Source organism: uncultured Turicimonas sp., from assembly GCF_902477955.1.
In the GTDB taxonomy this organism is placed as follows: Bacteria; Pseudomonadota; Gammaproteobacteria; order Burkholderiales; family Burkholderiaceae_F; genus Turicimonas.
Genome location: NZ_CABSJB010000011.1, coordinates 37536 through 62012 on the forward strand (window position 1 = coordinate 37536; position 24477 = coordinate 62012).

General features: G+C 41.5%; 20 protein-coding genes, 1 tRNA gene and 1 CRISPR repeat array. Of the genes, 9 read left to right on the plus strand and 12 right to left on the minus strand.

What is annotated here, in order from left to right:
• Positions 1-903, minus strand: coding sequence for a DMT family transporter (locus RDK53_RS04780; RefSeq protein WP_308513531.1), 903 nt, complete (start codon positions 901-903; stop codon positions 1-3).
• Between the two features lie 132 nt (positions 904-1035).
• On the opposite strand from RDK53_RS04780, the gene RDK53_RS04785 reads away from it, so the two are divergent.
• Both RDK53_RS04785 and RDK53_RS04790 read left to right on the plus strand, forming a co-directional pair.
• Entirely contained in the window at positions 1036-1443 is a 408-nt protein-coding gene (locus RDK53_RS04785) for a DUF4332 domain-containing protein (protein ID WP_066592663.1), read from the plus strand.
• 234 nt (positions 1444-1677) lie between these two features.
• Positions 1678-2307, plus strand: a complete 630-nt coding sequence (locus tag RDK53_RS04790) for a Spy/CpxP family protein refolding chaperone (RefSeq protein ID WP_308513532.1) — start codon at positions 1678-1680, stop codon at positions 2305-2307.
• Positions 2308-2624: 317 nt separating this feature from the next.
• Here RDK53_RS04790 and RDK53_RS04795 read toward each other — a convergent pair whose 3' ends face one another.
• Positions 2625-2858, minus strand: coding sequence for a hypothetical protein (locus tag RDK53_RS04795; RefSeq protein WP_236578504.1), 234 nt, complete (start codon positions 2856-2858; stop codon positions 2625-2627).
• A 178-nt stretch (positions 2859-3036) separates the two neighbouring features.
• Here RDK53_RS04795 and RDK53_RS04800 point away from each other — a divergent pair, with 178 nt between their 5' ends.
• From RDK53_RS04800 to RDK53_RS04815, 4 genes are all read left to right on the plus strand, one after another.
• The gene (locus tag RDK53_RS04800) at positions 3037-3594 is read left to right on the plus strand and encodes an NUDIX hydrolase (RefSeq protein WP_308513533.1); all 558 of its coding nucleotides are present in this window, start codon (positions 3037-3039) and stop codon (positions 3592-3594) included.
• Between the two features lie 52 nt (positions 3595-3646).
• A tRNA-Leu gene (locus tag RDK53_RS04805) sits at positions 3647-3730 on the plus strand.
• Between the two features lie 160 nt (positions 3731-3890).
• Positions 3891-4850 (plus strand): Abi family protein, encoded by a 960-nt coding sequence (locus RDK53_RS04810; protein WP_308513534.1) that lies wholly within the window; start codon positions 3891-3893, stop codon positions 4848-4850.
• Between the two features lie 529 nt (positions 4851-5379).
• Positions 5380-6945, plus strand: a complete 1566-nt coding sequence (locus tag RDK53_RS04815; protein ID WP_066592676.1) for a tyrosine-type recombinase/integrase — start codon at positions 5380-5382, stop codon at positions 6943-6945.
• Positions 6946-6949: 4 nt separating this feature from the next.
• On the opposite strand, the gene RDK53_RS04820 is transcribed toward RDK53_RS04815, so the two are convergent.
• The 3 genes from RDK53_RS04820 to mltG are packed head-to-tail and all read right to left on the minus strand — an operon-like array spanning position 6950 to position 9605.
• A complete protein-coding gene (locus RDK53_RS04820) occupies positions 6950-7987 on the minus strand; it encodes a DNA polymerase III subunit delta' (protein WP_308513535.1) in 1038 nt (345 codons plus the stop codon).
• Positions 7978-8592 carry a dTMP kinase gene (gene tmk / locus RDK53_RS04825; RefSeq protein WP_308513536.1) on the minus strand — a complete coding sequence of 205 codons (615 nt, stop codon included), beginning with the start codon at positions 8590-8592 and terminating at the stop codon, positions 7978-7980. The genes RDK53_RS04820 and tmk overlap by 10 nt, the downstream gene beginning before the upstream one ends.
• 2 nt (positions 8593-8594) lie before the next feature.
• Positions 8595-9605, minus strand: a complete 1011-nt coding sequence (gene mltG, locus RDK53_RS04830) for an endolytic transglycosylase MltG (RefSeq protein ID WP_308513537.1) — start codon at positions 9603-9605, stop codon at positions 8595-8597.
• Positions 9606-9840: 235 nt separating this feature from the next.
• On the opposite strand from mltG, the gene RDK53_RS04835 reads away from it, so the two are divergent.
• Positions 9841-10755, plus strand: a complete 915-nt coding sequence (locus tag RDK53_RS04835; protein WP_308513538.1) for a folate-binding protein — start codon at positions 9841-9843, stop codon at positions 10753-10755.
• An 87-nt stretch (positions 10756-10842) separates the two neighbouring features.
• Here the strand turns inward: RDK53_RS04835 and RDK53_RS04840 are convergent, their stop codons facing one another.
• From RDK53_RS04840 to RDK53_RS04870, 7 genes are all read right to left on the minus strand, one after another.
• Complete coding sequence (locus RDK53_RS04840) at positions 10843-11091, minus strand: FeoC-like transcriptional regulator (protein ID WP_308513540.1); 249 nt, start codon at positions 11089-11091, stop codon at positions 10843-10845.
• A gap of 6 nt (positions 11092-11097) precedes the next feature.
• Positions 11098-13446, minus strand: a complete 2349-nt coding sequence (gene feoB / locus RDK53_RS04845; protein WP_308513541.1) for a Fe(2+) transporter permease subunit FeoB — start codon at positions 13444-13446, stop codon at positions 11098-11100.
• Between the two features lie 7 nt (positions 13447-13453).
• Positions 13454-13681, minus strand: coding sequence for a FeoA family protein (locus RDK53_RS04850; protein ID WP_066592699.1), 228 nt, complete (start codon positions 13679-13681; stop codon positions 13454-13456).
• The gene (locus RDK53_RS04855; protein WP_066592701.1) at positions 13671-13934 is read right to left on the minus strand and encodes a FeoA family protein; all 264 of its coding nucleotides are present in this window, start codon (positions 13932-13934) and stop codon (positions 13671-13673) included. Before RDK53_RS04855 ends, RDK53_RS04850 begins: the two co-directional genes overlap by 11 nt.
• 388 nt (positions 13935-14322) lie before the next feature.
• A CRISPR array of direct repeats spans positions 14323-15729; the repeat unit is 37 nt; unit sequence GTTTCAATTCTACAAACTTACATCCTTCAACTGAAAC.
• Positions 15730-15790: 61 nt separating this feature from the next.
• Positions 15791-16900 (minus strand): hypothetical protein, encoded by a 1110-nt coding sequence (locus RDK53_RS04860; RefSeq protein ID WP_308513542.1) that lies wholly within the window; start codon positions 16898-16900, stop codon positions 15791-15793.
• Positions 16839-20063 (minus strand): type II-B CRISPR-associated RNA-guided endonuclease Cas9/Csx12, encoded by a 3225-nt coding sequence (gene cas9, locus RDK53_RS04865; RefSeq protein WP_308513543.1) that lies wholly within the window; start codon positions 20061-20063, stop codon positions 16839-16841. The genes RDK53_RS04860 and cas9 overlap by 62 nt, the downstream gene beginning before the upstream one ends.
• A gap of 461 nt (positions 20064-20524) precedes the next feature.
• On the minus strand, positions 20525-23296 hold the full coding sequence (locus tag RDK53_RS04870; RefSeq protein ID WP_308513544.1) for a pitrilysin family protein: 2772 nt from the start codon (positions 23294-23296) through the stop codon (positions 20525-20527).
• Positions 23297-23571: 275 nt separating this feature from the next.
• On the opposite strand from RDK53_RS04870, the gene RDK53_RS04875 reads away from it, so the two are divergent.
• Both RDK53_RS04875 and RDK53_RS04880 read left to right on the plus strand, forming a co-directional pair.
• Positions 23572-24192, plus strand: a complete 621-nt coding sequence (locus RDK53_RS04875; protein WP_308513545.1) for a septation protein A — start codon at positions 23572-23574, stop codon at positions 24190-24192.
• On the plus strand, positions 24189-24455 hold the full coding sequence (locus tag RDK53_RS04880; protein WP_308513546.1) for a BolA/IbaG family iron-sulfur metabolism protein: 267 nt from the start codon (positions 24189-24191) through the stop codon (positions 24453-24455). Before RDK53_RS04875 ends, RDK53_RS04880 begins: the two co-directional genes overlap by 4 nt.
• Positions 24456-24477: the final 22 nt, after the last annotated feature.

Below are 24477 nucleotides of genomic sequence, written 5' to 3' on the forward strand. Positions count from 1 at the left end.
TTAGTTCTTTTTCTCCTCTGACTGAACAGAAATGATCATTACATTTGCAAATACAAAAAGAATTCCTAACAGTTCATAAAGACCAACGGATTTTCCATAGAACATGATAGACAGGATGTAAGCCGTAACTGGTTCCATGCACCCAATCAGACTGACTAAAACTGCTGAAAGATATTTGACACTGGAAAGATAGCACCAGAAAGATAAAACGGTTCCGATCGTTACAATAAAAGTGAAAGCCGCAATCGAATTAAGATTCCAGTCAACCTGAAGCGTCCAAGGAGGATTAAAGCAGCAAGCAACAAGTCCTCCGATTATCATGGCCCATCCGACAACCGGGCATACTCCTAATTTCTTTATAACTTTCTGAGGCTGAATGGAGTACAAAGCGCATAAAGCACTGGAACACAGTCCCCATAGCAACCCCACAACAGAGAAGTTCAGCTTGCTGAAGTCTCCGTCCGTCACGACCAAAGCAACGCCGGCTGAGGCTAGGACAAAACAAAGACAAGTTGCCGGAGAAGGGAACTTTTTGTCCACAACGCAGTAATAACCGGCGCACATCAAAGGAATGACGGTAAATAAAATAGTTGCCAGCGCCGCATCTGCAGCTTTGATAGACAGCATAAATGTCAGTTGGGAACCAAGGATAGTAACGCCTGCAATAGCCACTTGCGTAAATGCCCACCGAGAAGAGAACGGAGACATGACGTCTGTACCGCCTAGAATTCGGTAGATAAGCAGCAAAAGAATTCCGGCCGACACGAGACGGATAGAAACGAGATCGATTGCTTCAAAACGACAATAGTGAAGAAGATATTGGGCAGCGATCCCCATCGCACCCCAGCTGACTGCCGCTCCGAGAGCTAATGATATCCCGAGGGCTACTTTGTTACTAGCCATGATACTTAACTACTTTGATCTTATTGTTTTTAACCTTGAAAACGGAACTTATTTTGGGGTATTAGGAACCTAGTTAGTTTGCAAACCCTTTATATTCCAAGGTATGTACATCTCTTTTTCTAAGGTGAGTTTATGGATTATAAAGTTTTAGATATTGAAGGTGTCGGTGAGGAATATGCAAAAAAACTCAATGACGCTGGTATTTTTACTACCTCGGAATATCTTTCCAAAACCGCAACTCCGGCCTTAAGAAAGAAATTAGCAGAGGAAACAAAGATTTCTCCGAAATTGATCCTAAAGTTCGCCAACCATGCTGATTTAATTCGCATCAACGGCATTGGACCCCAGTACGCTGAGATTCTTGAACGTGCAGGAGTAGATACAGTTAACGAATTGAAAAACCGTGTTCCGGCAAATCTAGCTAAAAAGGTTGTTGAAATTAACGAAGAAAAGCATCTTGCAAAACGTTCTCCAACATTGAAAGATGTAGAAAAATGGGTCGAAGAAGCCAAAACTTTAAAACCGGCTCTCACTTATTAATGTGTTAGTATTTCGGGCCCGAAAAATTCGGGCCTTTTCTATTCAGGACTTTCTCTTAGCTAATAATGGCTACCTATTGCATGAGAAATGTAAATAAATTGCCCTGCGTATTACGAATTATTACGCTCAGTTAATCAAATTAACACTTAGGATGTTACATATCGGGCTTTTTGTGTATCTTGTATGCATGGAGCAAGAAGCTCCATACCTCCAATAATTCAATCAAAGGAAACCATGATGAACAAAGCATCTCAGCTCCTTCTCAAGGGATCTCTTATCGGCTCCTTAGCACTCTTAGCAACTGCCGCATCTGCTCAGTGGGTACCAGGCCCCGGCTGCGGTATGGGAATGGTGGGCCCTGGTCCTAACTGCGGCGCTCCTTGTTACGGCACTTACAACGGCGCTCCTTGCTATTTTGGCCCGGGCAATCAAATGCGCGGTCCAGCAGTCGGCTATCAGGACAGAAAAGTTTACTTGCTTGGCTCTCTTAACTTGAACGATTCTCAGAAGCCCGCTTGGAATAACTATTCCGCTGCTATCGACGCTCTTCATGCTCAGAGAAATGCAAACCAGCAAGCTCCGGGCTGGCAGCTCAGCCAAGAACAGCGTTTAGAAGCAAGAGTTACCAGACTCCAGCAGCAACTCGAGGCTACTCAAAACCTGATCAAGGCTCGTGCTGAACTTGTTAAGGTTCTGACTCCAGAACAAGTTAAAGTTTTAGAAGCTCTCGAAAGCAAGAGCCACTTCAGAGGCCATAGAGGACCACGTCATCATGGATTTGCTCCGCAACGCCATCATGGCTTCGGACCGCAAGGTTTCGGTCCACAAGGCGCTCCGGCTCCTATGCCCAAAGCTCCGGTCTAATAGGAAACTGTTAGAAGAAACTGCCGGAAGTTAAAAAGCGCAGTTTTTAGATTCTAACCACGCAGGCTGCAAACATAACATGTGTTTGCAGCCTTTTCTTTTCTAAGTTTCTGAAAACAGACACAGTTTAGAAAAAGATCTTAGCGATTAAATTTGCCTAACTGCAAAACGTAAAAAAATGAAGAATCTTTTCCTGAAAAGGCAAAGCGGTCCATTCAGAACCGCTTCGTACGAAATACTAAAAAAAATGACAAGCAACGACCAAAGCTCCAAAGAGAAGAACTCAATGGAGCCTAAACGTTCGTTTTTTCTAAAAATTAATAAAAGCCCATTACTAACATGGCCAACAGAGTGCCGGGCCATAAAAGAGCACCGATTACAACATACATGATGTTGAAGGCGAAATCTAATAGACTTGTCCATAAATCTGCAATAACCGGAGTGTTAGCCCAGAGGTAGATGAACATGCCGATTGCGCATGCAAAATAGCAGATAGAGAACCAGTTAACAAAACTTTGAGAAGTTCTTAAAGGTATAGTGTTTGTGCTCATCGTAATTCCTTTTGGGGTTTTTCTTGCACCCCCTTCCTTTGTAAATTATTGCAAGTTAATAAGGAAGAATAAAGTCCCTGAACCTATTCTAGGCATTAAGGCAAATACTTAGAAAACTCATACCAACGTGATAAGCTTTCTGAGATTCGTCAAAAGTGACTAGCTATAAGGACTTGAAATGGATTCTCTCGAAGAAAAGCAAATTTCAACTGAGGAAGTTTACAAAGGCAACTTCTTAAAAATTTACAGAGACAAAGTTGAACTTCCGGACGGAAAAATAACAACAAGAGAATATATTAAACATCCCGGAGCAGCGGCAATTATTCCTTTGACCAATGACGGCCAGGTTGTTATAGAAAGACAATGGCGATACCCAGCCGGAAAAGCTTTTTTAGAAATTCCTGCCGGGAAATTGGACCCAAATGAAGATCCTCTTGTCTGTGCCAAACGCGAACTTTTAGAAGAAACCGGCTACGAAGCCGCAAACTGGGTCTTCCTAGGAAAGATCAATAATGCTATTGGCTATTCAAACGAAAGTATTTGGATCTACCTCGCCAAAGATCTTGTTAAAAAAGAACAACATCTTGATCCTGGAGAATTCGTAGAACTCTCCCTTTTTCCATGGGAAGAACTTGTCAAAAAATCCCTGAATGGCGAGATTACTGATGTAAAAACCATCATTGGCTCTCTTTGGCTAGAGAAATACTTGGCCGGCGCGGACTTCTCTAAAAAATAATTTCAAAAGACTCAGTTTAGATTTTGTAGTAGAATTACGGCTCTTCAAAAAAGCGAGTGTGGCGAAATTGGTAGACGCGCTAGATTTAGGTTCTAGTGTCTTAGACGTGTCGGTTCGAGTCCGACCTCTCGCACCAAGACATACATATTTACACAAGCCCGCACCTGCAGGCTTTTCGTGTTTTTGGAAACACGTAAAAGCATATATAGGCACATGAATTTAGCAAAAATAGAGCATGTTTTAAAGCATGTTTGTTTAAAATTAAAAACTAAATAAATGCTTTGGAGCTTTTATTAATGCCGTGCAACTATCCTCCTAAGCCTTGGCTAAGTACCGAACAACAAATAGAACTGATGCAATCCCGAGGACTCATCATTTCCGATATTCAAGCCGCTGAGACATCTTTAAAAAAATTTGGCTACTACAGACTAAGTGGATATTCTTACGTACTGAGGGAAAGCTACTTTATCTCTAAAGAAGAAAATAAACTTAATTCTTTTAAAAAAGGCGCGTCTTTTGATTACGTCATCCAACTTTACGAATTTGATAAACGTCTAAGATTACTTTTACTAGACGCTATTGAAAGAATTGAAATCTCTCTCAGATCCTCAATTTCTTATCATCTCGGTCAAAGAGATCCAAAATTCTACGACAAACCAGAGAATTTCAAAAAGGAATGTAGGTGTAAGGGATATCTCTTTTGGCTTGAAAAATTAAATAAAAAGATAAAAGAATCCAAAGAAGACTGTATCCTCCATTATTTACGTTTCTACGGTGAAGACAATATTCCTGTCTGGGTAATATGCCAGACTTGGGATTTTGGGCAAGCTTCATGGTTGCTCCAACTTCTAAACTCTGAATGGGTGGAAATAGTCAGTCAACAGTATGGTTTTAAAGGAGCGCCAGCCTTTTTATCTTGGTTGAAATGTTTTAATGAACTGAGAAACATATGCGCACATCACTCTCGACTGTGGAACAGAAGATTTTCGCTCGTACCTAAAACACCTAGTGGCAAAGATCTTTTCTCTCCCATCAGGTGGAGTTCTAATTTCACACAAACGGAAAAAAGAAAGCTCTTTTTTTATCTCTGTGGACTGGTGCACTTTATACGATTCATTGAGCCTGAATCTGAGTGGGCAGATAAGATGAAGGCATTCATGACGAAATTCCCAACATCCTATCCGCTTGGCATAACGTTAGAGACACTCGGATTTATCCCCGATTGGGAAAACTTCATTGACAATATAAAAAAATGACCTTCCTCGAAAGTCTATCAGTCTTCAATTGGACAAATAAACCAGAGGAAGGGCGCGTTAAGTAGATGTTAGCAAAAAAATAGGCACCTTTCAAGACGCATAGACACGCAGAGAAACATGGATAGAGGTTCATATGGCAAGGAAAGTTACCGAGCGACAGCTATAGAGTGCAGTTTTATGTAGATGGATTAAAAACTCGTTCCGAAGCTAAACAATTTGCTGTCAAAATTGCGCTTGCTCCGAAAGTGAGAGGTTCTTCTATATCCCGATGATTCCTTGCGACTCAACGCATAAAAAACTCTCATATATAAAATTTAGTAAATCAAAGCTTCAATTGCAGTGGGTAATACTCATCCCAAAAATTTTGAACTAAATTACATTGAGGAAATTTTCTCTTTCTCAAAAGACAATTGAACTCTTACCTTCTCGTTTCTGCTGATTTCCGTCTTATTATTGAGGAAGAATTTTGGAACCATAATCGAACACAACACAGGCCAAAACCTAAGCTTGCTGAAAAAACAATATTGTTATGTCCCAATTAGATTTTGATGCTCCCCTTTCACAGTACTTTTTTGAAGATGTCTCGGAACACCTTAAGTCCAACGAAATATACAACCTAGATGACTTAATGGACTTAATTTATATCAATGACAATAATTGGTGGAAATCCGTCCATCTTGAAAAGGAAACGGCGAATGGAATCCTTAAATGGTTGTATGACCATCGCCTAGAAGGAGTAGAGCTTCCGGATTCTGTTTTAAAAAAGGCTATCGAACTTACCAAGCCTTACTACGGACATAAAATCGGTGTTGTAGCAGGAGCCCAATTTACTGAAGTCGTTAATCCTGAAACTCACTTCAAAAAAGTTCCGCAACGCGCTGGTTTCATGCACTCCGAGCGCTCACAAATTGTTCCTCTCGAATCTTTTAAGGTACCTGATCTTTTTAACGGAAGAGAAGGAACAAACCGCGGAGACAAAGCCAACTGTCAACTTAGCGCTGAGGATGACCTACAGGCTATTCATTCTTGGTTGAAAGCAAGAGGAAAAAATCAAAATACTCAAGCGGCTTATAAGAAAGAAGCAGAAAGATTTCTTCTTTGGGCCATTATCGAAAAAAGAACTGCCCTCTCCTCCCTTACCTTGGAAGACTGCGCAGAATACTTAACTTGGTTAGAAATGCTTGGGCGCTCAAGCGATGAAACGTGGGGTGCCCGCTGGAACCAGCCTCAAAGTACCTGGCTCGGACCAAAGAATACAACTCGATCGTCCGGAGCTTGGCGCCCTTTTAGCTCGGCTTTGTCTTATTCCAGCAGAAAAATTGCTATGACCGTTGTGCGTCAGCTCTTTTCCTTCTTGCAAAAAACGGGATATCTGAAAATGAATCCTTTCGATCAGATATCTCCCAAAATACCGCTTCTTCCGGGGGAAGGAAAGCCGAAAGAATATGCTGATCGATCTTTGTCTAAAGAACAATGGGACGAGATCCTTGCTTATCTTGAGGCGATGCCAGAGTCCATTCAAAAAGCAAGATTAAAAGTTATTCTGCTTCTAGGAAAAGGTCTGGGCATGCGCTGCAGCGAAATGATTAACGCCCGCTCTTCTTGGATTGCAGCTCGCAACATCGGCGGCAGCAGCGTGATGTTTATTACCGTCATTGGAAAAGGAGACAAAGAAAGACGCCTTCCTCTGTCCAATGAACAAGTAAAAATGATTTCCGATTACTTAGAACTCCGCAATCTTCCGCCACTGGGAGATGAAGCCGGTTCTCAATCCCTGCTTCTGGCTTCTATGAGGAAATCTAAAAAGAATTTAGAAGGCGGCGTAACCCGTTCAGGTCTTTACGTCATCCTTTCTAATTTCTTAGGCGATGTCGCTGACCATATTAAAAAGGAACGTCCATTGGACGCGGCCAAACTACGCACCAGTTCCACTCACTGGCTCAGACACACCTTTGCCGTAACAAGTTTGGAAGTCATGCCGGTTAACGTCGTACAAACTGCTCTTGGGCATGCTTCAGTCGGCACAACCAGTAAGTACATTATTCCGGATGAACAGACTATCGTAGAGGCTCTGAAGAAGAAACCAGACCTATAAAAAACTACCGTCTTTTTGGAAAGATATCTTTATATTTAAAGAGCATATCCTGCGTCATCATCCTGGGATTCAAAGCAATCTGCAGGTGGCGTCTGGTTGTATTCAGGTCATCCCAAAATGCATACAGCTTTTTGAGATTAACTGACGACGCTATAGATTTTGTTTGATTTGCTCTTCTTAAGAAATAACGCGGTTGAAGTCCTTGAGAAACTAAAACCAGATCATTACACCATCTTTGCAGAAGCGTAGTTAAAGGCACCAAAGAATATTCCGCCGAAGAAAGATCAATTATGCTGCGGGCATCCAAAGCAGGTCCTTTTGCCAGTAGGTCTAAAAGTTTTTCTTCTTTTTCCGGATCTAAACGCAGTTTCTGATCTTGCTCAAAATAAAGTAAAGGCATTCCGCCAAGCTTAGCTAGTTCCTCGACGGGATTTTCAACACCCTTTTCTTTTAAAAATTGAACTCCTTGCTCCTGTGTCGGAGGTGCAACTCTCACAAGCTGGCATCTTGAACGAATCGTCGGCAGCATCCTATCCAAGTTGTCTGACACGAGAATAAAAACCATGCTTGGAGGCGGCTCTTCCAGAGTTTTAAGAAGAGCTGAACTTTGATCCGCCATCATGGTATCAGCGGGATATACCAAAACAACTCTTCGCCCTCCTCGGTGAGAGCTGATTCCGATAAAGTCGCTTAATGCACGGATCTGTTCGATAGAAATAGTTCTGGATATAGTTTTCTTGCCCGTGACCGGCTTAGCTTCTTTTTGCCATGGCAGAGGATGGATCGCCTCCTCTGCTTCTGAGAGAAGCAGTTTGAAATCGGGGTGGTTGCCTGCTTCAATTAACTTACATTCAGCACATTGTCCGCAAGCGTGTCCGTCTATAGGAGAACTACATAAGATTAACTTAGCAAAGGCTTCTCCAAGCTCATACGTTCCGCTGCCTCGGGGACCGTGAATAAGAATCGAACTCGGGAGTTTCTTTGTGAAGGACTCCAATAACTCTGCAGGCTTCTGGAGCCAGGGATAAGGAGCTAGCCCCATTTAGAAAACTCCTCTTTTAAGAAAGCGCTTATTTCTTCCTTTGGCTGAGAAGAATCAATAACTAAAAATCTTTCCGGTTCGTTTCTTGCCAGAGTCAGGTAGCCCTCACGGACCCTTCTATGAAAGTCTTTCTCTTCAGCTTCGAAACGATCAAGTTTTCTTTGAAGTCTTGCTGCGGCAATTTCGGTATCGATATCGAACAAAACTGTTCTGTCGGGAGAAATATCTGAATGAACAAAGTCAGCTAACAAATCCACCCATTCTTTGGGCTGATTACGCCCATAGGCCTGGTAAGCATAAGAAGCGTCGGTAAAGCGATCGCATAGTACCCACTTCCCTTCAGCAATTGCCGGCTTAACTACCTTGTCTAAATTCTCTTGACGAGAAGCAAACATAAGAAGCATTTCGCACTTCGGAGACATTTCATCGTGCAGGAGAATTTCTCTTATTTTTTCAGCCGTCGGAGTTCCGCCAGGCTCTCTCGTGATCACTAACTCAATTCCTCTGTCCCGAATCGCTTGTGCAATCACATCTATTTGACTGCTTTTACCTGCGCCGTCAACGCCTTCTACTGTGATAAAACGTCCTCTTGGTTTTGCACTCACGATTACTTTCCTTTGCTTCTTAAATATTTCTGTACGGCCGCATTATGCTCCCGTAAGGTTTGAGAAAAATAAGATTTTCCTTCACCTTTGGCCACAAAGTATAAATATTTGGTGTCCGCAGGGTGCGCAGCGGCCTCTAAAGAAGCCAAGCTCGGATTTGCAATAGGAGTTGGAGGGAGTCCCGGGTGAATATAAGTGTTGTAGGGATGATCGGCAGTTAAATGGGAGCGAAGGATCTTTCCTTGATAGTCTTTCGTTCCATAAATAACCGTCGGGTCTGTCTGCAACAGCATATTTTTCTTCAGACGATTATTAAACACGCTGGAGACCAGATTTCTGTCCTCCGGATGCCCTGTCTCTTTTTCGATAATACTTGCAAGAATCAACAATTCATAAGGATTCTTTACCGCGATGGAAGGATCGCGAGAGTTCCAAACTTTTTTCAATCTTTTTTGCTGTTCGTTATAAGCTTGTTTGAGAATGGAATTCACAGGAGTTCCTGCGGCAAATACAAATGTATCCGGAGCAAACTGACCCTCGGGATGAGTATTTTCAGGTGCTCCAACCACCTTCATTACATTCTCCATAGTAACCGGTTCAGTGCTCTGTTCTAAGTTAGTGTCTGAATTGACCTTATCGACAATTTTCTTTGTTTCCGTTCCTTCAATAAAGGTAATCTTGCTCATAATCACCTTGCCGCTTTTAAGGTGAGCAATGATTTCATTAAGAGTCCAGCCTTTAGGAATTAGGTACCGCCCGACATGAATATTTTTATCTGCATCTAACAGCTTAAAAGCTAAAGCGGATATGTCAGGATGCACATCAAGCCCTTCCGATTGCATTTCCCTCACAATGACTCTTGTGGTATCTCCCTTATGAACCTTTAAAACTAATTCTTGTTGTCCCTCCGGAAAAGGCACAATCCGATCCTGAACATACCAATAACCATAGCAGACAGCGAGGGCTGCCGCAGCTGCGGCGGCAAGTGCAAAATACTTAATTATCTTGAGCAATATCATCTCCTACAGTCTTTTTGTTCAGAAGTTCAAGTGTACCTATACAAGCACTTTCCGACTTTAGTTTTTGGAGCTATTAATTTTACTTATGAGATTGAATTCCGTTAAGGTCTTGAGCTTCTCATAACATTAGATACAATCTTTAAAACCTTCGTTGCCTAATTTGTTTAGCAATGCCATTCAGTACATTGCTTGGAAGGTAACCTAGCAAAATCTAGAAATGGAGAAAATTATGACTATGTCTAGTTCTGATTTATGGACATTCAGCAATGAACCTAACTACCGTTTAGTCTCTGTCACCGGAGACGATGCTGAATCGTTTCTTCAGGGCCAATTAACCCAAGATGTTCATCACTTTAAAGAAGACGAAGCAAAATGGACGGCCAGCTGCAATCATCAAGGGCGTGTAGCTTCTTCCTCTTTAATTTTCAGAATTCCAAACGGATTCGGTTTGATGATGCCTGTCTCTATTGCTGAGACAGAAGTTCAAAGACTCTCTAAGTTTATTCTTAGAAGTAAAGTCACCATCGCCATCGAGTCTGTTCCCATCACTTTCTTCGCCACAAAAGAAAAAGACTCTGAAAAAATTACCGTCTGCCCCGCTATTCCAGCAGAACCGATGAAGGCCTACCGCGGAAAGTCAGTAACCGTAGTACGTCTTCCAAGCAAGGCAGCCGACGGTTTTTCCGCCAAGTTCGTGGCTTTTGGCAAACTGCCTGACATGATGGAATCCGGCAAGACCGAAGAAAATATGCTTCCTAAAGCACTCATGGAAGAAGGCGTCGCTTTGATTGACAAGGCTGAAAGCTTAGAGTGGCTTCCACAGTTCTTGAACTTGGATTTGATTGGTGCTATTTCCTTTAATAAAGGCTGCTACACCGGACAAGAAGTCGTTGCCAAGACTCAGCATCTCGGCCGTGTAAAACGCCGTATGCTTCTTGGTCAGGCCAACATCGAAAACGTAGATGAAGGGACAGAAGTTTTCATGATTAACGAACCGATGGGACGTGTTATCCAATGCGTTGGTAATACTTTCCTCTTCGTTATCAGGGCTGATTATCTTGACTCTGACTTCACCGTTAAAGGAGAATCCGTCAAGGTCACTGATTTCCCATACACAGTTACCTTGCCTGAAAGCAAGATCTAGCTCTTCGTTGCTGTTTTAATAAAATCGGCTGCTCAACCTTAAGTCATTTGAGCAGCCGATTTTTTGGAGGATTAATTCGAAACTCGGTTATTTATTCATAAATTTCACTACTCTAGGCCCAATCCATTCGTAATGAAAACGTGCGTCATCTCCGCAAAAGGCGCATCCTGAACATTGAGCTTTTGTTGGCTCAACCTTTTTAACAAGTCCTTTTTGGATCCAACGATCCATCATGGCTTCAATAGCAGACTCATCAGACCCGAAGTGAAGGGAGAGCTCTTTCAGAGAAATCTGCCCCCGTTCCTGCACCAAGATTTTAAGTTCACTTAATGTCATTACCTTTTACTCCATCACCGGACCTTTACCTTCTTTTCTTAGATAGGCAAAGATCAGAATGAACACTAAGCAGACTGCAGCAATACACAGGGAAGAATAGACCGGGTGATTGCCAAAACGGCCAATCTGATAGATCAATGTGGCAGAGCCATAGCCCAGAGCTGAAGTCCAGAATGCTGCAAAGATGGTCCATTTAGCGCCGATTTCACGATACATTGCACCAATGGAAGCACAGCATGGGATATAAAGAAGAACCATAACGAGATAAGCGAAAGCGCCTAAATCTCCGTCAAAAAGCTTCTTCATGTTGTGGATGGTTCCAACGCCAACTTCTTGTTCTGCAGCCTGCTCATCAACATCAGTCAGATCTTTTTCTACATTGACGCCCAACGGATCAACTAAGAAATCACCAAGCTTGGAAAGATTTTCAGGAATAGTAGCAAAGGCTTCTTTTGTGGACTCCCAGATACTGAATTCTTTTTCCTCTTCCTCTACTGCAGGAGAAGGTTCTTTAACAGTGTTAACTTCATTGTCGTCACCTTGAGCAGAACGAGTTCCCATGCCGGAATATAAAGAATCCAATGTGCCGACTACGGCTTCTTTTGCGAGAATGCCTGTGAAGATGCCTACAGCAGCAGGCCAGTTATCTTGCTGCATACCCATTGGTTCAAATGCCGGAACGATTGTCTTACCGATATTGGAAAGAACGGATTTGTCAGTATCTTCGTTGCCAAATGAACCATCGGTCCCTAAAGAGTTCAAGAAGGCTAAAACCGCCACAATAATAACAATCAGCTGACCTGCCTTGAGAATAAAGCTCTTTAATCTATCCCATGTACGATAGGCCAATGTCTTGATTGTAGGTAAATGGTAAGGAGGAATCTCCATCACGAAGGCTGTAGGTGCGCCTTTCAAAGCCGTACGTTTAAGTACGAAACCGGTGATAATCGCAACAACAATACCAATCAGGTAAAGAGAGAAAACTAAGTTTTGTCCGCCTAACGGCCAAAAAGCTGTTGCAAAGAGAACATAAACCGGCAGTCTCGCACCGCAGCTCATAAACGGAGCCATGAGGACTGTGGTAATTCTGTCGGATCTCTTTTCCATCGTTCTAGCGCCCATGATGGCAGGAACGCTGCAGCCAAAGCCAACAATCAATGGAACAAAGGATTTTCCCGGCAAGCCTAACGTTCTCATCAAGCGGTCCATCACAAAGGCAGCTCGGGCCATATAGCCAGAGTCTTCCAAGAAGGACAAACTCAAGAACAAACAAGCAATTACCGGAATGAAAGTAGAAACAGTTTGAATACCGCCGCCAATGCCGTCAGCCAAAATTGTCTTTACCCAATCCGGCGTTCCCCAGGAAGTAAGGAGATTTCCAAAACCTTCTACAAAGATTGCACCGAAAAGGATGTCAAAGAAATCAATAAATGCCGAGCCGATGTTGATTGAGAAAACAAACATCAGATACATCACGAACAGGAAGAACGGAATACCGAGCCAACGGTTAAGAACGAACTTATCGATTTTTTCCGTAGTGCTCTGATTGACTTCGCCTTTTCTGATGATGCAATCGGCCGCGACTTCAGATACAAAGCTGTAACGAGCATCGGCCATCGCAATATCTAAGTCACCTTGATATTTCTCGTTAAGAGCATCGATAATCTTTTTTGCTTCTGTTAAGTCAACGCCATGAAGACGAGTGAGAAGTTCTTCGTCCCCTTCAAGAAGCTGCTCTGCAACCCACTGAGGTTTTTCAACATTCTGCTTAGCTAGTAAAGCACCAATTTGTCTAATCGCTTCCGTAATGTCGTCATGGAAAGAAATGGGATTAGGCGGAGTTTTAAGGTCATCGAGCTGTTCATCGATGGCTTCACACAACTCTTTAAGACCTTCTTCTTTCGAAGCAACAATACCGACAACCTTGCAGTTCAAATCTCTTTGAAGGTTCTCAATATTAATTTCAATCTTATGTGCGGCAGCAACGTCGAGCATGTTCACAACTACAATCATTGGAACACGCATTTCGATAAGCTGTGCCGTTAGATAAAGATTTCTTTCCAGGTTACTGGCGTCAACGATATTAACAACCAATTCCGCTTCGTTTTGGAGGATGTAATCACGCGCGACTTTTTCGTCGATGCTAGCGGCAGAGCTCGGTTGCAAAGAATAGATTCCAGGCAGGTCGACAATTGTAATGTGACGGTTCTTATAAACAAAGTCACCGCTTTTTTTCTCTACGGTGACTCCGGGCCAGTTTCCGACGATTTGATTCGAACCTGTCAGACCATTAAAGAGCGTGGTCTTACCACAGTTTGGGTTACCGACCACGCAAATAGTATTTTTTATAGGCATTTAGTACTTAAATGGGTTTAACGTCCAAAATTTCGATTTCGCCCTTTCGGACGCTGATGTATGAACCTCTCAGTTTGATTTCAACAGGATCGCCAAGAGGAGCCACTCTAGTGACTTCGAAATCTGTGCCGGGCAAAGCGCCTAAGGCAAGCAATCTTTTTCTGTATTCAGGCAAACCTCTTTTAAAAGAGACGATCTGACCTTTTTCTCCGGGATGCATATTTTTAAGAAGCATTTCTTTCTCCCAAGACAACTTTAAGCTCTTTAGCGATTTCCGTGCCAATGGCAAGTCTTGAATCATTTAATACGACTACGACAGGACCAGAGATAGTTTGTTCTGCAACTCGGATGGTGACACCGAGAAGGATACCTGTTTGATTCAAACGTTGGACAGTTGGTTCGTCCAGGGCTCCCCATTTGACCAAAGTGCACACCTGATTCACAGGTACATCGCACAATGAAACTTGAGTTAAATTTGCGTGAGGCATCGGAATCTCCGTTATTCAATCCGGTGATTATATTGCAAATAAGAACGATTATCAACAACATTAAAACCGTTATGAACAAACTCTGTTTTGATTGGGTTAAGGAGATTTTTATTTCGAAAAATTCAAGGAGCCTCCTACTTGCGTTAGGTAAAACGGAAACCCAGGTAGTTAAAAGACGAGAGATTGCACAAGTAATTAGACATTGCTCAATACGAAGAATCACCTGAATCAGAAAAATTTAGATTTTTTATTGAAAGCGGAGGGGTTAACGCATCCAAAAACCAAAATTTTCGAAAATTTCGGCACTTTTCGTGCAGTTTGAAGTGTTTCGAAAAAATCCTCAGCTAACACAAAATAAAATTGTTAAATTTCATAGCATTAGCTGAGGGTTTCAATTCTACAAACTTACATCCTTCAACTGAAACTGATTCAACTCTCTTTGTGCGTAAAAGATAAAAAGTTTCAATTCTACAAACTTACATCCTTCAACTGAAACAAATAGATGCCAAACCATATCCAAATGGTATCCAAGTTTCAATTCTACAAACTTACATCCTTCAACTGAAACATGTGTCGCCTGACTGGGTGACGTACATAAAACCGTTTCAATTCTACAAACTTACATCCTTCAACTGAAACTGATATCGTCAAATAAAGCGGCGTCAGATTCTCTGTTTCAATTCTACAAACTTACATCCTTCAACTGAAACAGTACTCGCCTAAACGTGCAACCTCTGCGAACAAAGGTTTCAATTCTACAAACTTACATCCTTCAACTGAAACCATCAAGAACAAAGACCTTGAGAAACTGATTTTTTCGTTTCAATTCTACAAACTTACATCCTTCAACTGAAACTGTCTTGATACAGCTCATTACAGAGCGCTCGGAAGGTTTCAATTCTACAAACTTACATCCTTCAACTGAAACAAGAACAGCTTAGGCAAGCAGAACTGGCAAAACTGTTTCAATTCTACAAACTTACATCCTTCAACTGAAACAAAGAGATCAGAGAACACTTGAAAGAAGCCTATACAGTTTCAATTCTACAAACTTACATCCTTCAACTGAAACTTACTACAACTACTACAACGTTTTTGAACATCTACTAGTTTCAATTCTACAAACTTACATCCTTCAACTGAAACTCATTACCTTGTTGGTAGCCTTCAGGAAGCCGTTGTTTTAATTCTACAAACTTACATCCTTCAACTGAAACTGTAGAAAAACGCGATTGGGAAAAGATTTCTCAGAAGTTTCAATTCTACAAACTTACATCCTTCAACTGAAACACCACATGAGCTAAACACGCTTCGGCGACTTCAAAGTTTCAATTCTACAAACTTACATCCTTCAACTGAAACACATTGCCTTGAATCTGCAAATCAGAACCTCCGGGTTTCAATTCTACAAACTTACATCCTTCAACTGAAACAACTTTTTCATCAAATCAGCTAGGTTCTTATTGTTGGTTTCAATTCTACAAACCTACATCCTTCAACTGAAACGAAAGAAAAGTTTTGGGATTAAATAATAAAAATTCAGTTTCAATTCTACAAACTTACATCCTTCAACTGAAACAGCGTCAAGTTACGCATCCTTTAAGGAGGAAACCGGTTTCAATTCTACAAACTTACATCCTTCAACTGAAACTTAGTGCCGGTATAAGTTTCAAGAGCTCTTTGAGCGTTTCAATTCTACAAACTTACATCCTTCAACTGAAACGAAAAGAGCAGAGTAAGACATAAAAAAGTTAAGAGGTTTCAATTTTAAAAACTTACATCCGATGATTGTCAAGTAAATTTCCATTCAAGCCTACAAAGCTTCCTATCACAGAAATTGTTAGATGTCTCATAACTTATGCAGTCACGTAAGAGAATTTAACCGTACTTCCGACAAGCTCAATATTCAGCGTAAATTTCTTTTTATTTTCCCTAGGTTTTGGAAAGAACGGTTTAAGTTCTTCGTTCTTATAAATGCCCTCCTCAAAAAAGTCTTTTGTCGCACGTATAACTTTGCTTGGGAGAGTTAAAGAACTTTTATCTTTGGCTTTTCTCAACTCTTTGTCCCAGCTTAAATAAATAGAAAAAGGAATGGTGGCACGGATATAACGGCGGTTTCCAGTTCCAGGCGCACGCTCAACCTTTATCTCTCCGTTTTGATATTGGATTTCCCATTCGTGCATCTTGATAAAATCGGAAGAAAGCTCATGAGAGTCGCTGAGAACATGAAGATTTTTGCTAAGAAGACATGGATGGACAAGAGGAGAATTGAAATCAACCACTCCATCCTTTTTATTAAAACCATAATATAACTGATTAGTGTCCACAGCTTGGTACAGAATCGAGTTAGTAAAACTCCTCCTCTTTATGCGCATTCCTCCGGACATTTTAGCCAATATGGGCAAACTCAATACCCTTTTCGTTTTTTTATGTTTAATGCTATGTTTTTCTGGAATACTCCATAAAGAAAACAACTTTTCTGTGACTTCATTTATTCCAGCCTCAGGATTTTCTTTCATAAATAACTGGATATGTTTAGAAAGCCGCATCCACTCCGTAAAAGCAGGGTAAAGAAGGGTCCCTTTCGCAGAAAATCTTCTCTTTTTATCTGTAAGTGTCAAATTTATCTCAAACCTTTTTTGAAATTTTGCTCCGATGACTTCATCTAGCCTAAATTTCTTAGATTTGAAGTTAAAAATTTCACTTAGAAATTCTTGTTTTAGCGTCACGTAACGAAGACTTTTAAGAATTTTCTTCTGAAGGTCTTCCGGCTTGGATGAGTCACTTAACGTTGTTTTGCCTAAAAAAGAGAAAGCTCTGTGTTTTTCGATTCTATAAGTTGCTTCTTCTCGGTTAACAGAAATAGTTTTTTCTAAAAACGGTTCTAAAATTTTTAGTAGTATCTTAGGATCTCTGCCAGTGACTTCGACTTGAGTCTGATTTTTTTTCCGAATCTCTTTTCTCATTGTCAAACCCAATAAATATTTTCTCCCCTTTTGTATAAATATTTAAAAACCTTTCGCTATACACGGTATCTTTAAAAATAGCTACATTACTCAACTTGTCTTTCTTAGAGAAAGGTCTTGGAGTTATATGCTCAACATTACAGCATTCTGGGTATAAATCCCTAAGGAGTCTAACACTCTCAGAACTATCCGGATCTGCCAATAACACATCACCATGAAGAATAGATTCGGCTTTTGCATCCCCGCATGCAGCAGCATAAACGCACATTGCATCAACACTATGAGAGGACACGGATTGAATATCTTCTTTAAACATGGAGTTTTCAAGCTCCTCGAGCTTTGAACGTAACGCACTCACAGTGGCGGCTGGAATCGAAAATGCATCAAAAGATAACTTGTTGCCGGTCTCTGTTAGCCAATTCTGCAAGCCATTTTCTAAGTAGCTTCTAAGAGATCGTATAAACCAAGCTTGGGAACCATTCACTACTGTTTTTCTGCGAGCTCCCAAAACTGAGAGCACCTCTTTTCTGGCATCGCTTCCAGGATTCAGAAATAGGGCGTGACGCACACAATTTCTTTCCTCTTGACTTAACAAATCTAAATACCCAAGTCGTTTATTTTCGTTTAGATGTCGAACAGTTGATTCTATCTTGCTCTCAATAGCGGAAAAGTCAGATGTTCCGAAAACTGCAGTCAAATAAGATGGGTTAAGTTGTTTAAGGAAGTAGAGGTTTTCCTTTTTAGCCGCATTTCCCTGCCTAGATACGAAAATGAGATTAACCTCGGAATTAAAAATTGAAGAAGAATTTTTGATAGTTTTGCTTCTGGGAATAATATGGTCTATTTCCCCTTCACTATTCAGAGGTGTACCCGTGTATGCGCAGATCCCCTTGGCATCATCTTTGATTCTTTCTTCTTTAGAAAGCCATTTCTTTTTCTGAACCTCTCCGGCTTTTTCGATTTTTTCTTGTTTCTTTTTAAGTCTTGAATCCGATAACTCTAACCGTTTAAGTTCCAGCAAGGAGGCAGTAAAATTGAACTTATTCTCTTCAACTAAAATCGGTACTACTATCTCGGCGCCTTGATCTTGAGTGTCCCTCTTGATTTTTTCTATCAGACGTTTACCTACTTCGCGAGCATTTCTCTCTAAAACTCTTCTCATATACCCGTCAAACGGTCTTACTGAGTCAGCGGGTAGTGGTCCGCATTGGGCGGCACCATTCTTAAACGTTAATCTCCACGCGTTTTCCAATAAAGCAGCAGTAGTGATTTTGGTAAAGCCCGATCTTTCTGTCTCGATAATCGTATAAAGTTGTGCTAATGAGAAGGGATTCGTAAATTTTGTTTTTTGTTCATCTGACAGTCCCAACTTCTCTCCAATAAAAGCCGCTGTCAACAAAACATCCTGCTTCAGCTTCACATATTCTTTTTCTTCTGAATCTAATTTTTCATTACCAAGGGCGGCTTTGGTCAAGGCACTTTGGTACTCTAAGTTAAAAGCAGAACCTCGATCTTTTCTTAATTGCTCTATGCGAGTACAAATACTTTTTACCGTACTGTTGCCTTTGACCTTTCCGTTCCAAACGTCAGCAATAAATCTTTTTGCTGTCTCTTCGTCAACTCTTAGGACATTAGCTACAAGACGATCTAAAACTTTTTTCTTCTGTTTTGGATGCAAATCAGATCTTTCCAGAATGGATTCTTTCTCATTCCACAACCCTTTCTGTGCCTTTGCTACTTCGTAGAAATATCTTCTGGCAAAATCCAAAAATGGTCCAAAATTTTGCTCTTCCAACGTCTTAAACAACAGCAAATTTCTTGCGGCAGCATCAGAATAAAGTGTAGGGCTAGAAAGTATCTTTCTTATTTCGAAAATATCATTTACTTTGGAGCGGTCTAAAGCTCTTTGAAGAATGTAAGAAAGTCGAAAATCCAAAGAGTCTTGAGTTGTTCTCCTAGATTTCCTATCAAGATTTTGCAAAATAACATCTAAATTGTCTTGCAAATCAGAATCTGCGTTAACCAAACGAGAAGCCCAGCTCCTCCATGAGTCGCCATAGACCTCAGTGAGCTTAGCAGGGTTAAGGTAAAGAGTGTAGTCAAGAGGAGGTCTGCGATTATTTTGGTCCTCATACGGCGGAATTGTGCTCTTGCAATCTAATTCACACAAGCAGTCAATTATGTCATCAGCTTTGGAAAGAGTTCCAATCACATCTGAAATTCTTGCCTTGTTTTCAGGATCCGGATGAAAGTACTTATAAGCTCTAACCCAGATATCCTTGAGTTTTTGCTCATTCAAGGGCTGAGAGTTTTCAGGCTTCACAGGCTTAACTTTCTCAATCCAAGGATCGTTAAAATACCAGCGAAGCGCTCTCAGCTGGAGATTTGACAAATTTCCTATTAAGTTCCAAAACCTACCTATGCCTCCGAAAGCTTCTTCAATCTTTTTCAGCCGAGAATCGCGGCCCATATCGTGAAGAATATTATCTAAATATTTTTCTCTATGCAGATGGCCGAGAGAAGTCAATTCAGAAATTTGTCGAGCTGCCTCAATAATTGTTTTTCTTGCTTCAAGATATCTTTCTAAACTTTCTTTTGAACTGTAGTCAGGAAAATTATCCTTGACGTATTTTTTAAAGGTTCTTGCATCCGGAATTTTTTTATTTGAATTTATTTTATTTACTTCGGACAAATCGGCTGTGAGAGAGTTCCACTGAGTTAAAAGTTCAATATCGGAACTAAAGAAATCTTCAAACCCAGGACACATGGCAAAAACAAGAGGATCTACATCATTCAAGCTATCAAGGTCGATTTCTGTCTCGATTCGTGAATACCCTCTTCTCTTTAAATATCCTGACAAAGCTTCTGTCAGCTGAGATTTTTCCTGAGCGCTAAGGACAAGACCTGCTTTCATTAACTGATGGTCAACAATAAGATTAAGCAGTCTACGAGCCAGAACAAATCTCTTTTTTGATCGGACTCTGTGCCGCACCGCAGTTCTATGTTTCATAGAGTAGTGAATCTTATCGGAGTTCACAATCGTCATTGCTGTCGCGTCAGCTGCGGTTGGGAGGACGCCGTCGAGATGAGAAATCATGAAGACGCCGGTATACTTTGCGCCCATATCGATTCCCACAGGGAAAATATACTTAGAAGATTCCATTTTTTCTCCTTGTTATGAGTTTTATATAGCGACATCTGTCGGAGAGAAAAAAAAGAACCCCCCAGGATCAAATCACTACAAATAAATTCTTCTTTTTCTTTACAGATTATCCCCTATTTTTAACAGATTGACACTTATTTTCTATGGGAGACCTCAGTCAAAGGCGAGCAAAACGCAGCCAACTGTTTTTCAAGGATTTTTTAAGAAAAAAACAAAGAGTTGAGAAAGCTAAGCAAATTTATGGTAGCTAACGTGAGCAAGAGTTGAAATCACAGAAGTGCATGTACAGGACATGCGAAATGATAATTAGAAAATGAAAAACTCCGGATGGTTAACCCAGAGGCCGGAGTCACAACTTAATTTCGTTGATTTCAGCCCGCAAAAAGCGGCTTCTGAAAGATGTAAGTTTGTTACGTACATAGTACGGGAAAGTTAAAAATTTTTCAACTCCCCCGCACTAATTATTTTTGCCCTTCCGTTTTAGTTTTTTTCAAATCACCTGCAAGAACGTAAGTAATTTGATCAGGCTTAATATACTTCTTCAGGACTGCATTGACCTGGGCAGTAGTTAATGCATTGATCTTGTCTTCCATTTCCTTGTTGAATTTCCAGTCTCTATTGAGCTCAAGCTTTTTGATCCAGCTGGCAGAAATGACACGATCCTGAGCACGAGCAACGGCTTGGCTCTGTAAAAATCCCTTCTTAGCCTCTGCAACTTCCTGATCCGTAAAACCGTCTCTTACGGCTGTCTCAATGACATCTTTTGCGCTGGCTTCAGCCTTCAAAAGATTTTGAGGAGCAACGATTGCTCTGAAAACAAATGCCCCTTCATTACCTTCAGCCGGAATCTTCACCCCAGAGCCGGCACCGTAGGATAAGCCCTCTTTTTGACGCAGACGGTCAATGAGCCTGTTAGACAAACCGGTACCACCGCCTAAGATCCAGTTAGCAATCATCAAGGCTGGAGCATCGGCATCCGTGTCTTTAATTGGAAATACCGCTCTGCCTGCTAAAACTGCATTTTCTTTTTCAGGAGTATCGATGGTGATTCGAGTGGCTGCAACAGGCTTGAACTCTTTATAAATCTTGCCGAACGCTACTTGACTCTTGTTGTCAGCAAAAGCCTTCTTGATTGTTTCTTCGGCTTTCTTTGCATCAAAATCGCCGACAATTGCAATCTCTCCGCGGGCTGTTCCGAAGTACTCCTTAGCAAAGGCCCTCACATCAGCATCGGACAAAGCATTTAATGCTGCAATCTTTTCTGCCAAAGAAGGAGAATGACGAGGATCTCCTTTCGGATAAGTGTTGAAGTGCTGAGCCATCGCATCATCACTTAAAGCATCCGGTTTGTCCTTCATGCTTTCGAACATGACCGTCAGTTTCTTCTTCAGATCTTTAAATTCGTTTTCCGGATAAACGGAATGCTTCCAAAGATCGGCAACGAAGTTCAAAGAAGCATCCAGATTAGATCTTGTAGTGACGTAATTGGAAATCGAGCCGGTCATCTTTAATTTAGACATCTCGTCTTCGATTTCTCCTCTGGAAAGCTTATCGGTACCATAAGTCAGCATGGCATTAGCTAATGTCATGGCTGTTTCTTTTCCGGAAAGATTCTCGAGATTGCCGTAGTCGAACTTCAGCATAACCGTGACGGTTTCTCCGCGGTTCTTCTTAGGAAGCAGAGCAACCTTCAGGTCACCCACATTAAATTTGATAGTTCTCTTGTCTAAATTAGCAAAAGAAGAATCGAATGTTTCTGCTTCTGCTGAGTCTTGCTTAGGTGTGTAATTCACTAAAAGCTGCTCGGCCGTTGGAGAAGACGGGATCGTGGCTCTCTTAGGATTATCTTCAGGCAAGAAAACGCCGACAACTCGGTTGTCTCTGACAAAGTATTTAGAAGCTGCATTTTCAGCTTCCTTTGCAGTCACCTTCTGAATTTGGTCGCGGCCGTAGAAGAAGAGTCTCCAATCACCTAAGGCAATAAACTCAGATAATCCAACGCCAAAAGCTTCAGGATCAGAGAAGAGAACGTCATACAAGTTTTCAGCTTCAATCTTTGTTCTCTCCAGCTCCTTAGAGGAGATCGGAGTTTTTTCTAAAGAAGTTTCAATAGTCTCGATTAAAGCTTTTCTAACCGGTTCGATTGGTTCGCCCTTTTTGACGACAGCCATAAAAATTACATAACCAGGCTGTTTAGTCCCCATGACGGAACCAAAAACTTTAGTTGCCAAACCAGTTTTAACCAAGTTTTGGTAAAGACGTCCGTTAGGATCATCGCTCAGAACGTCTACTGCTGTTTCAACTGCCGGAGAATCGGCGTGCAAAGCGCTTGGAATGCGATAGGCAACCGCAACTAACTGAGATTTCCCTTTTCTTCTGATTTCAAAGGAGCGTTCGCCGTCAGCGGTCGGCTCAACGGTCCACTCCGGAGGCAGAGCCTCAGCCGGATTCTCAATCTTTCCGAAGTCTTCGGCAATCCAGTTGAGAGTTTTTTGGACATCAAACTTTCCGCTTACCGTGAGTACGGCATTATCGGGACGATAATAGCGGTGATAGAAGTCTTGAAGGTTTTCGATTCTGACGTTCTCAATATCGCTCTTGTTGCCGATGGTGCTCTTTCCGTAGTTATGCCAGTCAAAAATCATGGACTGCATACGCTTCATCATGACGCTGGACGGAGAGTTTTCTCCCATTTCGTATTCATTGCGGACAACACTCATTTCACTGTCTAAGTCTTTCTTAGCAATGAAAGAGTTGCGCATGGCATCAGCACTCCAAGCCAAAGCCCATTTCAAATTGTCTTCAGTGGAGGAGAAAGATACGTAGTAATTAGTACGGTCGAACCAAGTTGAACCATTCATACGGAATCCGCGGCGAGTGAATTCTTTTGTCGGATCCGGGAAATTTTTACTGCCTTTGAAGATTAGGTGCTCAAGCAAATGAGCCATTCCGGTTTCGCCGTAATTTTCTTGACGAGAACCAACCAAGTAAGTCATATTGACTGTGGCAGTAGGCTTGGAAGGATCGGAAAATAAAACTACTCGTAAGCCATTGGCCAAACGATACTCTGTAATACCTTCAACGGTCGGGCCCTGAGTCACTCCGGCGGGAAGGACTATGGAAGGTTTAACTGCTTCTGCTCTAACTTCCGAAATCATTTTTGTTTCGTTATTCATCGAAATCAGCGCGGCACCGACACAGGCGGCCACAGCTAATTTTTTTATTGTTTTCATCGCGCGATAATACTCTAATTAAAGATACGGTAAGGATATCCCTTTATCCTTAACAAACCCTAAGATTTTCAATTCATTTAAATCTTTTTTTGTATTATTTGGTTACTCTCAGTTAAACCATTGAGCTCCAGAGGATATAAAGAGATTTTGATTGTTTTTTATAGCGTCGTTTAATATTTTCTTCAGATTTTAAGAGGGGTATTAACGATAATTTAACAAACAATTCCTTTTTTTGTAAAATCTAGCTGAATCAAACGTCTGTAGGAGCTAAACACGTGAAGTTTTTTTATGACCTCCTTCCGGTCATCTTATTCTTTGTCACTTTCAAAGTTGCACAAGGCAACCCAGACTATGCGGCCGGCCTTTGCAATTCTTGGCTTGGCAACGGATTCGATGCTTCGCAAGCTCCTATCATCTGCGCCACAGCAGCGGCAATCCTCGTCTCTCTACTGCAAATCGTATTTAATTTGGTTAGCGGCAAAAAAGTGGAGCCAATGCTGTGGATTTCTGTTGCCATTATTTTGGTATTCGGATCTTTGACTATCTGGCTTCATGACGAAATGTTCATTAAGTGGAAGCCGACAATCCTTTATTGGGTTTTTGCGCTTATCCTTGTCTTTGGAATGCTGACAGGACGCAACTTCATCAAGTCATTGCTCGGAAAACAGATAGAACTTCCTGCTCCCGCTTGGAGAAAGCTCCTCCTCTCTTGGATTGCCTTTTTCTTAGTGGTAGGCGTTTTAAATCTTGTCGTGGCCTATACCTGCTCTACAGATTTCTGGGTTAACTTTAAGCTCTTCGGCCTCATGGGTCTGACCCTTCTGTTTACGCTTGGTATTGGTTTTTATATTGCTCCTTTTATCTCTGAAGACAAAACTAAAGGAAAAGAACAGTGAGCCACACTCCATCATTAGAAAGAATTTCAAACGCGCTCGAACCTTTGTTTCCGATTGAGCTGCGTTTTTCCAATCAGTTTATTCCGGGCAGCCCGCAGCCGGCTTCGGGTCTTTATCACTTATTTGTGATTTCCAGACGGTTTGAAGGCCTCCCAAAAATTGAACGTCACCGCCTCGTCTTTGAATACCTCAAACCATTCATCGGGCACGGCATTCACAACATAACTATGACGCTATTAGCGCCAAGCGAGTCTAGACACTAAACCAGTTTCTTAACAGGACTAA

What these genes read in the sequence shown, in the direction of transcription:
- RDK53_RS04780 (WP_308513531.1), bottom strand. Translation starts at nt 903, where the DNA reads ATGGCTAGTAACAAAGTAGCCCTCGGGATATCATTAGCTCTCGGAGCG.
- RDK53_RS04785 (WP_066592663.1), top strand. Translation starts at nt 1,036, where the DNA reads ATGGATTATAAAGTTTTAGATATTGAAGGTGTCGGTGAGGAATATGCA.
- RDK53_RS04790 (WP_308513532.1), top strand. Translation starts at nt 1,678, where the DNA reads ATGATGAACAAAGCATCTCAGCTCCTTCTCAAGGGATCTCTTATCGGC.
- RDK53_RS04795 (WP_236578504.1), bottom strand. Translation starts at nt 2,858, where the DNA reads ATGAGCACAAACACTATACCTTTAAGAACTTCTCAAAGTTTTGTTAAC.
- RDK53_RS04800 (WP_308513533.1), top strand. Translation starts at nt 3,037, where the DNA reads ATGGATTCTCTCGAAGAAAAGCAAATTTCAACTGAGGAAGTTTACAAA.
- RDK53_RS04810 (WP_308513534.1), top strand. Translation starts at nt 3,891, where the DNA reads ATGCCGTGCAACTATCCTCCTAAGCCTTGGCTAAGTACCGAACAACAA.
- RDK53_RS04815 (WP_066592676.1), top strand. Translation starts at nt 5,380, where the DNA reads ATGTCCCAATTAGATTTTGATGCTCCCCTTTCACAGTACTTTTTTGAA.
- RDK53_RS04820 (WP_308513535.1), bottom strand. Translation starts at nt 7,987, where the DNA reads ATGGGGCTAGCTCCTTATCCCTGGCTCCAGAAGCCTGCAGAGTTATTG.
- RDK53_RS04835 (WP_308513538.1), top strand. Translation starts at nt 9,841, where the DNA reads ATGACTATGTCTAGTTCTGATTTATGGACATTCAGCAATGAACCTAAC.
- RDK53_RS04840 (WP_308513540.1), bottom strand. Translation starts at nt 11,091, where the DNA reads ATGACATTAAGTGAACTTAAAATCTTGGTGCAGGAACGGGGGCAGATT.
- feoB (WP_308513541.1), bottom strand. Translation starts at nt 13,446, where the DNA reads ATGCCTATAAAAAATACTATTTGCGTGGTCGGTAACCCAAACTGTGGT.
- RDK53_RS04850 (WP_066592699.1), bottom strand. Translation starts at nt 13,681, where the DNA reads ATGCTTCTTAAAAATATGCATCCCGGAGAAAAAGGTCAGATCGTCTCT.
- RDK53_RS04855 (WP_066592701.1), bottom strand. Translation starts at nt 13,934, where the DNA reads ATGCCTCACGCAAATTTAACTCAAGTTTCATTGTGCGATGTACCTGTG.
- RDK53_RS04860 (WP_308513542.1), bottom strand. Translation starts at nt 16,900, where the DNA reads ATGAGAAAAGAGATTCGGAAAAAAAATCAGACTCAAGTCGAAGTCACT.
- cas9 (WP_308513543.1), bottom strand. Translation starts at nt 20,063, where the DNA reads ATGGAATCTTCTAAGTATATTTTCCCTGTGGGAATCGATATGGGCGCA.
- RDK53_RS04870 (WP_308513544.1), bottom strand. Translation starts at nt 23,296, where the DNA reads ATGAAAACAATAAAAAAATTAGCTGTGGCCGCCTGTGTCGGTGCCGCG.